The sequence below is a fragment of the Arthrobacter sp. 35/47 genome (genome assembly GCF_000520475.1).
Taxonomy (GTDB): Bacteria; Actinomycetota; Actinomycetes; order Actinomycetales; family Micrococcaceae; genus Arthrobacter_D; species Arthrobacter_D subterraneus.
Genome location: NZ_KI914593.1, coordinates 48,332 through 57,200 on the forward strand (window position 1 = coordinate 48,332; position 8,869 = coordinate 57,200).

Sequence of the window (8,869 nt, forward strand, 5' to 3'; positions counted from 1 at the left end):
CCCTCCGGCTGATCCTCGCTTCCGCATCCCCCGCCCGCACCAAGCTCCTCGCCGAGGCGGACATCGCGCACACCGTCACGGTGTCCGACGTCGACGAGGACGCCGTCACTGCCGCCCGCGGAACACCCGGCCCCTATGACACCGCACTGTTGCTGGCCCGCGCCAAGGCCGAATCCGTGGCAGCCCTTCCCGAGGCCGCCGGCGCGCTGGTCCTCGGCTGCGACTCGGTCTTCGAGTTCGAAGGCGAGGCGCACGGCAAACCCTATGAGGCCGACGTCGCACGGGCCCGGATCAAGCGCATGTCCGGCTCCCATGGCACCCTGCCAACTCACGGGGGTGGCGGCGGGAGTACGCCACACTAGGCTGGATCGCATGACCCTCCGGCTGATCCTCGCTTCCGCATCCCCCGCCCGCACCAAGCTCCTCGCCGAGGCGGACATCGCGCACACCGTCACGGTGTCCGACGTCGACGAGGACGCCGTCACTGCCGCCCGCGGAACACCCGGCCCCTATGACACCGCACTGTTGCTGGCCCGCGCCAAGGCCGAATCCGTGGCAGCCCTTCCCGAGGCCGCCGGCGCGCTGGTCCTCGGCTGCGACTCGGTCTTCGAGTTCGAAGGCGAGGCGCACGGCAAACCCTATGAGGCCGACGTCGCACGGGCCCGGATCAAGCGCATGTCCGGCTCCCATGGCACCCTGCACACCGGTCACTGGCTGGTGGACACCCGCAACGGCACCGGCCTCGGCTCAGCGTCCGGTGCGGTGGCCTCCGCCGAGGTCCACTTTCTGCCGCTGTCGGATGCGGAAATCGATGCGTACATCGCCACCGGCGAACCGCTGCAGTGCGCCGGTTCCTTCACGATCGACGGGCGGGGTGGAGCGTTCATCCGGAAGGTCGACGGCGATCCGCACGCCATCATCGGTCTCAGCATTTCCACGCTGCGGGAGCTGCTGCTCGCCGCGGGGGTCAACATCACCGATTTCTGGCGGGTCGGCAACGCTTTGTAGCATCCCTACAAATAATCGCGCTCCAACACGGGGAATGGGCATGGTTTATGGGCGGTAGCAACAAAACCGCGCTAGGCTCCCAACAGACCAGAAGGAGCCCTATCACCCATGAGCGAGTCGATGATGCGCGAGTCGATGCCGGTATCCGCCGCACCCGTCACCAAAGTCCTGATCGCCAACCGCGGAGAGATCGCGGTCCGCGTCATCCGCGCGGCCAGGGATGAAGGCATCGCCTCGGTGGCCGTCTATGCCGATCCGGACCGGGACGCGCTGCACGTCCGCCTGGCCGATGAGGCCTTCGCGCTCGGCGGCAACACGGCGGCGGAGTCCTACCTCGTCATGGACAAGATCCTCGATGCTGCTGCACGCAGCGGCGCGGACGCCATCCACCCGGGCTACGGCTTCCTCTCCGAGAACGCCGGGTTTGCGCAGAAAGTGCTCGACGCCGGACTGACCTGGATTGGCCCCTCCCCTTCTGCCATTGCGCAGTTGGGCGACAAGGTGCAGGCCCGCCACATTGCCGAGAAGGTGGGCGCTCCCCTGGTTCCTGGCACCAAGGATCCGGTGTCCTCCGGACAGGAAGTACTCGATTTCGCCGACGAGTTCGGCCTGCCACTGGCTATCAAGGCCGCCTACGGGGGCGGCGGACGCGGCATCAAGGTGGTGCGTGAGCGTGCGGAGATTCCGGAGGCCTATGAGTCGGCGGTCCGTGAGGCGACGGCGGCGTTCGGCCGCGGCGAGTGTTTCGTTGAGCGTTTCCTCGATGCCCCCCGCCACGTGGAGACCCAGTGCCTCGCCGACGCGCACGGCAACGTGGTGGTGGTCTCCACCCGCGACTGCTCGCTCCAGCGCCGCAACCAGAAGCTGGTGGAGGAAGCTCCCGCACCGTTCCTGTCCGAAGACCAGAACCGCCGCCTGTATGAGGCGTCCAAGGCCATCCTGAAGGAAGCCGGCTACCAAGGCGCCGGGACGTGCGAGTTCCTCGTGGGCCAGGACGGCACCATCTCGTTCCTCGAGGTCAACACCCGCCTCCAGGTGGAGCACCCCGTCTCCGAGGAAGTCACCGGCACTGACCTGGTGCGTGAGCAGTTCCGCCTCGCGCGCGGTGAGGAACTGGGCTACGCCGACCCCGAGGTCCGTGGCCACTCCTTCGAATTCCGGATCAACGGGGAAGACGCCGGCCGCAACTTCATGCCCGCCCCCGGCACCGTTCAGACCCTGAAACTGCCGACCGGCCCCGGCGTACGGGTGGATTCCGGCATCGAAGCCGGCGAGGTCATCGGCGGCAACTTCGACTCCATGCTGGCGAAGCTCATCGTCTCGGGCGCCACGCGCACCCAGGCGCTGCAGCGGTCCCGCCGTGCGCTGGCGGAAATGCAGATCGAGGGCATGCCCACCGTCCTGCCGTTCCACGCCGCCGTCGTAAGCGACCCGGCCTTCGCTCCGGAGTCCGGCAGCTTCTCGGTACACACCCGCTGGATCGAGACCGAGTTCACCAACACCATCGCGCCGTGGACGCCGGGCGGCGATGCGGCGGCGTCGGCGGAAGAGTCCGATGACCGGCAGCGGGTGACCGTCGAGGTCGGCGGAAAGCGCCTCGAGGTGGTCCTCCCGGCCTCGCTGGGCGTCGCCAACGGCAAGTCCGGCGGCAAGGCGGCCGCAAAGCCCAAGAAGGTTGCCCGCGCACGCGGCGGGGCTGCCGCGGCCAGCGGCGATGACCTGACCTCGCCGATGCAGGGCACCATCGTCAAGGTGGCAGTCCAGGACGGCGACGAGGTGTCCGAAGGCGATCTCATTGTGGTGCTCGAAGCAATGAAGATGGAGCAGCCGCTGACCGCCCACAAGTCCGGCACGCTGTCCGGGCTGACCGCGACGCCGGGCGACACCGTGTCCGCCGGCGCCGTCATCGCAGCGATCAGCTAGCTTCCGTCCCGCTCCTTGGCGCCGTCCCACCAGGCAAGCGCCCTCGTGCCGTAAAAGGTCAGCCAGGGTGACGGTTTCCCGGCGGGTACGTCCACCTCGAACCATACGCGTCCCGGATGCCGGCGCTCCTGGAGCCAGGTGCCGTCCGGTTGGCGGGCGGAACGGATGACGTCGATAGCGTCAGCCAGGCGCGGATCCGGGCTACCACCGTCGTGCAGGGTGGCAGCCCGGAAGTAGTCCACCGCGTTCAGTGCACTGTAGAACCAGCGGAACGGGTACGCGAACCGGGTGGCCCAGTGCGCCACGGGTTCCCCGGTGGAGAGCCGGTAAAGCAGGCGCCGCTCCAGCAGGTACTCCTCACCCTTCCGGCGGGCCGCGCGGAGTTCTTCGCCGTCACCGGTGGCCGCCTCGCGGTACAGCAGGCCCCTGAGGACGTTCAGGGTCGAATGGAACGAGGACCGCGTGGAGCCCTCTACCCACTCGCAGTTCCAGCCGCCGTCGTCCTGCTGGTGTTCCGGGAACCACCGGGCGAGTCCGCTCACGTCGGCGCCCAGCCAGGTTCCGTTGGCGAGCGTGAAGGCGTTGATGCAGCAGTCCACCTCGCCGTCCCAGTAGGGCAGGTTGTCATACTCCCAGCGGCTGTTCCGTGCCAGCAGCTCTGCCGTGCCGGCGAGCGCGTCAGCGTCCAGCCCCCAGTCCCGCAGCGCATTCAGCGACCAGGTGGTTGCGGTGTAGGGCTGCCCCGCGTCGGGTGCAGCTTCGGGGCCCTCGAAGTCGAAGCCGGCGGGGAAGTACGCGCCGCCCGCCCACTGGCCGTCCCGATCCTGCTGGCCGAGCAGCACGGACCCGAACCCCTCGGTGGCGACCCGCGCCCGGGTTTCCCGCCACTGCTCCTCGGGCGCTTCCGCAAGGTCCCGCTGCACCTGCCAGCGCAGCGCGGGGTCGGTGTCGAGCAGCCAGGTCGGTAGTGCAGGGTCAGTCCGCATGGTGGAAAGGGTACCGCGCGGAGGGTGGGCGGGGTGCCCGCCTGGTCAGTCAGCGCGGGCTGTTCAGTCATCGCCGCCTGTTCAGTCATCGCCGCCTCGTCCGCGGCCGCGGCCCTTGCCGCCGTCGTCATCGCCGTCGCCGTTGTTCGCTGCGTCGTTGCCGACCGCAGGAGCCGGGAGGATGGGTTCCTGCTGGCCCGTTCCCGTACCGCCTCCCGAGGTGCCGGAATTGCCCGACGTCCCGGAACCGCTGGAACCGCTGGAGCCGCTGGAACCGCTGTCCGTGGTCCCGGTGTCCAGGAGAGGTACGTCCGGGAGGGGTGCGTCTGCGACGGGCGCTGGTTCGGGGGCGGGGAGTTCCTCAGTGTCGTCGGTGTCGGTCTCCTCCGGATCGGGTTCTGTGTCCTTTTCCGGATCAGGCTCTTCCGGTTCCTCGGTCGGATCGGCCGGCGGCTCCTCCGGCTGGTCGACCGGTGGATCCGACGGCGTGGACGGGGGTCCTGCGAGGGGTTGCGGCAGGTCGGACGCCGCGGGACCCGCTCCCGACCGCACCAACCGCTCGATCAGCTGCTCCACCCGCTGGAGAATCACGACGGCGCGTTCACCGGTGATGCGCCCTTCCACCTGTGCCGTCCGGACGCGGGCGGCGAGGCCATGCGCCGCGGCGACGGCGTCCGCGGTGTCGCCCCGCGCAGCGAGGACTGCGATCCCCTGCACTTCGGACTGGAGTTCCCGCGCCACCTCCGGCTCGATCTGCGGCGCCGAGCACCCGCTGAACACCAGCCCCGCCGCCACGGCCGCTGCGCACAGGGCGGCACGCATGCTCATGGCTGCACGCTTTCATACAGGCTGTCGAGCAGGGCGCCGGTACTCCCCGGCACGGTGGGCAGCGGGTTCGGGCCCGGCCCCGCCTGCACATCAAAGATGATGAGCAGGACGGCAAGCGTCAATCCCACCAGCACGACGACGACGGCCAGCACCCTGCCGCGCAGCCCGGTTCCAGCGTCCCGGCTTTCCTGGAGGGGGACGTCCGGTTGCGCTCCGCCGGACGCGACCGCTCCTGACATGGGGTGCGCCGCTGACGAGGAGTTCGCGCCAAGCGGCGCGTCTGTCCCAAGCGGCGCATCCGCCCCAAGCGGCGCGCCCGCCCCAAGCGGCGCCTCCGTCCCACTCGGCACCGGCTGCGGGCAGGGAGCGCTGCTCCCGAACGACACCACAACCGGCGTCCGCGGAATGTCCAGCGGCTGCGCGGCGAGGGTCGGAGCGGGAGGTGCCGTCCTCGTCGTTGTTTCGGGTGTCAAGGCAACCGCAGGGAAGCCGGGCGCGTTCAGGCTGCGGACCACCTCGGCGGCGGTGGGCCGGTCCAGCGGGTTGTCCAGCGTCATGGCGGTCAGGAGCCGGTACCAGCCTTCGCCGAAGGAGTCCGGGATGACCGGCGGACGGCTCAGCCGGGCCAGCGCGCTTTCCAGCCCGGTGCCGGGGAACGCGGGTTCGCCGGTGAGGCACTCGATGAGGACCAGGCCGAGTGCGTAGACGTCCGTCGGGGTTCCCACGCGGTCGCCCCGGGCCTGTTCCGGGCTGAAATAGGTGGCGGTGCCGATGAGGCTGCCGGTCGCGGTGACCCTGCTGCTTTCGAAGAACCTGGCGATTCCGAAGTCGGTCAGGAGGAAGCTGAATGAGCCGTCGGTTGCGTCGCCGGCACGGGTGAGCACGTTGGAGGGCTTGATGTCGCGGTGAACTATTCCGCAGCCGTGGATGTACTCAAGGGTGCGGGCAATGTCGAGGGCCGCCGTCGTCGTTCTTTCCGGGGGCAGTGCGCCCTCGCGGAGCAGGGATCCCAGGTCCGGGCCCTTGACGTATTCCATGACGAGGTAGGAGGGTTCAAGCCGGATGCACTCGGCGTCCATGTCCAGCACCCGGACCAGGCCGGGATGGTGGAGGGCAGCCAGCATTCGGGCTTCCGCTGATCCCCGCGCCACTCCCTCGGCGGATCCGCGGCGGAACATCTTGACCGCCACGTCCCGGTGCAGGCGGGTGTCACGCGCGCGGTAGACGTCCGCCATGCCCCCCGCGCCGATGACGCGGTCGAGGACATACCGTCCGCTCGCGAGCGTTTCCTGATCCATGCCCATCCGCTCCCGCTGAAAAATGCTAAGCCTGACAATGATTCTGGCTCGGCGTCCCTGCGGAAAACTTGGGAAGAGGCATCATGCAAAAGGCTCCCGCCCAATCCCCACGGGGATGGACGGGAGCCCTTCAGTTCTGCTGCCTGATCAGGCGATGTTGTTCTCGTAATCGCGGTCGCGGGTCTCACGGGACAGCCACAGTGCAATGAACGTCAGCACCGCGGCGGCGCTCAGGTAGAGGCCCACGAGGAACGTGCTTCCGTCGGCTGCCTGCCAGAGGGCAATCGCCACGAACGACGCCGGCGCCGCCCCGATCACACTGGACAGGTTGTACGCCACGGCGGAGCCGGTGTACCGGACGTTCGCGGGGAACAGTTCCGGCAGGATCGCCGCCATGGGTCCGAAGGTCAGGCCCATGAGGATGAAGCCGATGATCAGCAGCGCCATGGCCCCGCTGGTTCCGGCACCGAAGAGTGGCACCCAGGTCAGGCCGAACACGGCGATGCCGGCGGTGACCGCCAGGAGCATCTTGCGGCGGCCGAACTTCTCGGCCAGCGGCCCGGAGACCACGGTGAAGATACCGAAGAAGACGACGCCGATAATCAGCATCCAGAGGAAGTCTCCACGGCTGATGCCCAGTCCCGGTACAAACGCGGCTGCCGCAGCATCGGAATACTCGCGGCCGGCCGCCTCGGCGGCGGTGCGGGCCTGCTCCACCGTGGCCGGGGAGGTTCCGAAGGTCAGGGTGAAGGAGGTCATCAGGTAGAACAGCACGTAGGTGGCGAACATGATGAACGTGCCCAGTGCCAGCGGACGCCACTGCTTGGTGAATACTGCGGCCAGGGGCAGCTTGACTACCTTGCCCTTCTCGATGACCTGCTGGAACGAGAAGCTCTCGATCAGCTTGAGCCGGACGTAAAGGCCCACGATCACCAGGATGGCGCTGGCGATGAACGGTACGCGCCAGCCCCAGGCGAGGAATGCCTCGGTGGGCAGCACAGCGTTGAGGAGCACGAACAGCAGGTTGGCGATGATGAAGCCGATCGGCGCACCAAGCTGCGGGAAGGTTCCGTAGACGGCCCGCTTGCCCTTGGGTGCGTTCTCGGTGGCCAGCAGCGCAGCGCCGCTCCACTCGCCGCCGAGGGCGAGACCCTGCATGAAGCGCAGGAGGACCAGGATTGCCGGCGCCCAGAAGGACCACCCGGGTACCTGCGCCGTGGGAAGGACACCGATGAGGAAGGTGGCGATACCCATTGTCAGCAGGGAGGCGACCAGGGTGCCCTTGCGGCCGATCCGGTCACCGAAGTGGCCGAAGACGATCGACCCGAGCGGACGCGCGACGAACGCCACGCCGAAGACCGCGAAGGACTGCAGCAGCGCAGTGGCCGGGTCGGAGTTCGGGAAGAAGAGTGCGGGGAACACCAGCACCGACGCCGTGGCGTAGATGTAGAAGTCGTAGAACTCGATGGTGGTGCCGATGAGGCTGGCGAAGATAACGCGACCGCGCGAGTTCAGCGGCTTGGTTGCCTCTGGTTCCACAGTCGATGATGACGATGACATGGATTCTTGCTTTCTATGGACGGCGGTGGGGTGCGGAAATGGCGCCCGGCCGGAGGTGTTTTGTTGCTCTTAATCACAGCACTGTCGCCGAAGCGCGAGATAACCCGTCCACATTGTGGACACTTTCCTGACGAACTTTTGGGCACTTCCGGCGGCTTCCGACGTCGTAGGGTCACCAGAAGTGCCCGAAAGTTCCGGGATAACGGGTGCTCCCGACCGCGGATACCCGGATGTCACACCGCGTTTACACAGCGACACCTGACTCGAAACGCGCCCTTCCTAGTGTGGCTGTACTGCCCCTCGAACGAAAGGTTAGCCATGAGCGTTGACCGCGCAGTTTCCCCGGAAACGCCCACAACAGCAACAGCACCCGCCGGCGCAGCACTCGTGCACCGGCCCGGCCGCTGGATCGACAACTGGAATCCGGAAGACCGCGGCCAGTGGGAATCAGGCGGTAGGGACATCGCCCGCCGCAACCTCCAGTGGTCCATCGCGTGCGAATTCCTCGGATTTGTTGTCTGGCAGCTCTGGTCCATTGTGGTGGTGTACCTCCCCGCCGCCGGCTTCAACTTCTCCACCGCCGAAATTTTCTGGCTCATCTCGATGCCCAGCCTGGTCGGAGCGACCCTGCGCATCCCCTACACGTTCATGGTGCCGCGGCTGGGCGGCCGGAACTGGACCATCATCTCCGCCCTGCTGCTGCTCATCCCGGCCATCGGGCTCGCGATCGCGGTGGGCAACCCCGAGACGCCGTTCGGAGTCCTCCTCACCATCGCCGCGCTCGCCGGCTTCGGCGGCGGCAACTTCGCCAGCTCGATGGCGAACATCACCTTCTTCTACCCGGTCCGGGAAAAGGGCTGGGCGCTGGGCCTGAACGCAGCGGGCGGAAACCTGGGTGCCGCCGTCGCGCAGCTGGTGGTTCCGCTGGCCGTCGCGACAGCCGCAGCAGCCACCCTCAACCTGCCGCTGGCGGGCTGGATCTGGGTGCCGCTCATCTTGATCGCCGCGTTCGGCGCCTGGAAGTACATGGACAACCTGTCCAGCGCCAAGTCCGACCTCGCCGGCTCCATCGCCGCCCTGCGAGAGCCGCACCTGTGGGTGATGGCATTCCTGTACATCGGGACGTTCGGCTCGTTCATCGGGTTCTCCGGCGTCTTCCCGAAGCTGATCCTCGACTCCTTCCCGGAGTTCTCCACCTTTGCGCTGGGCCCGGCTGCACTCTCGCTCGCGTTTCTCGGCCCGCTGGTCGGCTCGCTTGCCCGGCCG

The 8,869-nt window shown here is 68.0% G+C and carries 7 protein-coding genes and 1 pseudogene; 4 read left to right on the top strand and 4 right to left on the bottom strand.

Annotated features, from left to right (window positions below; translation table 11 throughout):
* Nucleotides 1–8: 8 nt before the first annotated feature.
* The 3 genes and pseudogenes from X803_RS18630 to X803_RS0107955 form a co-directional block, all read left to right on the top strand.
* Nucleotides 9–311 (top strand): annotated as a pseudogene (locus X803_RS18630) (Maf family protein); the annotation flags it as partial.
* Between the two features lie 61 nt (nt 312–372).
* Nucleotides 373–1,008, top strand: a complete 636-nt coding sequence (locus X803_RS0107950; protein WP_026544724.1) for a Maf family protein — start codon at nt 373–375, stop codon at nt 1,006–1,008.
* A gap of 108 nt (nt 1,009–1,116) precedes the next feature.
* Nucleotides 1,117–2,931, top strand: coding sequence for an acetyl/propionyl/methylcrotonyl-CoA carboxylase subunit alpha (locus X803_RS0107955; RefSeq protein WP_253907415.1), 1,815 nt, complete (start codon nt 1,117–1,119; stop codon nt 2,929–2,931).
* Here the strand turns inward: X803_RS0107955 and X803_RS0107960 are convergent.
* The 4 genes from X803_RS0107960 to X803_RS0107975 all read right to left on the bottom strand — a co-directional run bounded on the left by X803_RS0107960 (nt 2,928) and on the right by X803_RS0107975 (nt 7,603).
* Nucleotides 2,928–3,917, bottom strand: a complete 990-nt coding sequence (locus tag X803_RS0107960; protein WP_026544726.1) for a hypothetical protein — start codon at nt 3,915–3,917, stop codon at nt 2,928–2,930. The genes X803_RS0107955 and X803_RS0107960 overlap by 4 nt on opposite strands.
* A gap of 81 nt (nt 3,918–3,998) precedes the next feature.
* Entirely contained in the window at nt 3,999–4,745 is a 747-nt protein-coding gene (locus tag X803_RS0107965; RefSeq protein ID WP_026544727.1) for a hypothetical protein, read from the bottom strand.
* Nucleotides 4,742–6,043, bottom strand: coding sequence for a serine/threonine-protein kinase (locus X803_RS18635; protein WP_162149211.1), 1,302 nt, complete (start codon nt 6,041–6,043; stop codon nt 4,742–4,744). The genes X803_RS0107965 and X803_RS18635 overlap by 4 nt, the downstream gene beginning before the upstream one ends.
* Nucleotides 6,044–6,190: 147 nt before the next feature.
* Nucleotides 6,191–7,603, bottom strand: a complete 1,413-nt coding sequence (locus X803_RS0107975) for an MFS transporter (protein WP_026544728.1) — start codon at nt 7,601–7,603, stop codon at nt 6,191–6,193.
* Between the two features lie 318 nt (nt 7,604–7,921).
* On the opposite strand from X803_RS0107975, the gene X803_RS21425 reads away from it, so the two are divergent.
* A partial coding sequence (locus X803_RS21425) for an MFS transporter (RefSeq protein WP_035778270.1) occupies nt 7,922–8,869 on the top strand: 948 nt, incomplete at its 3' end.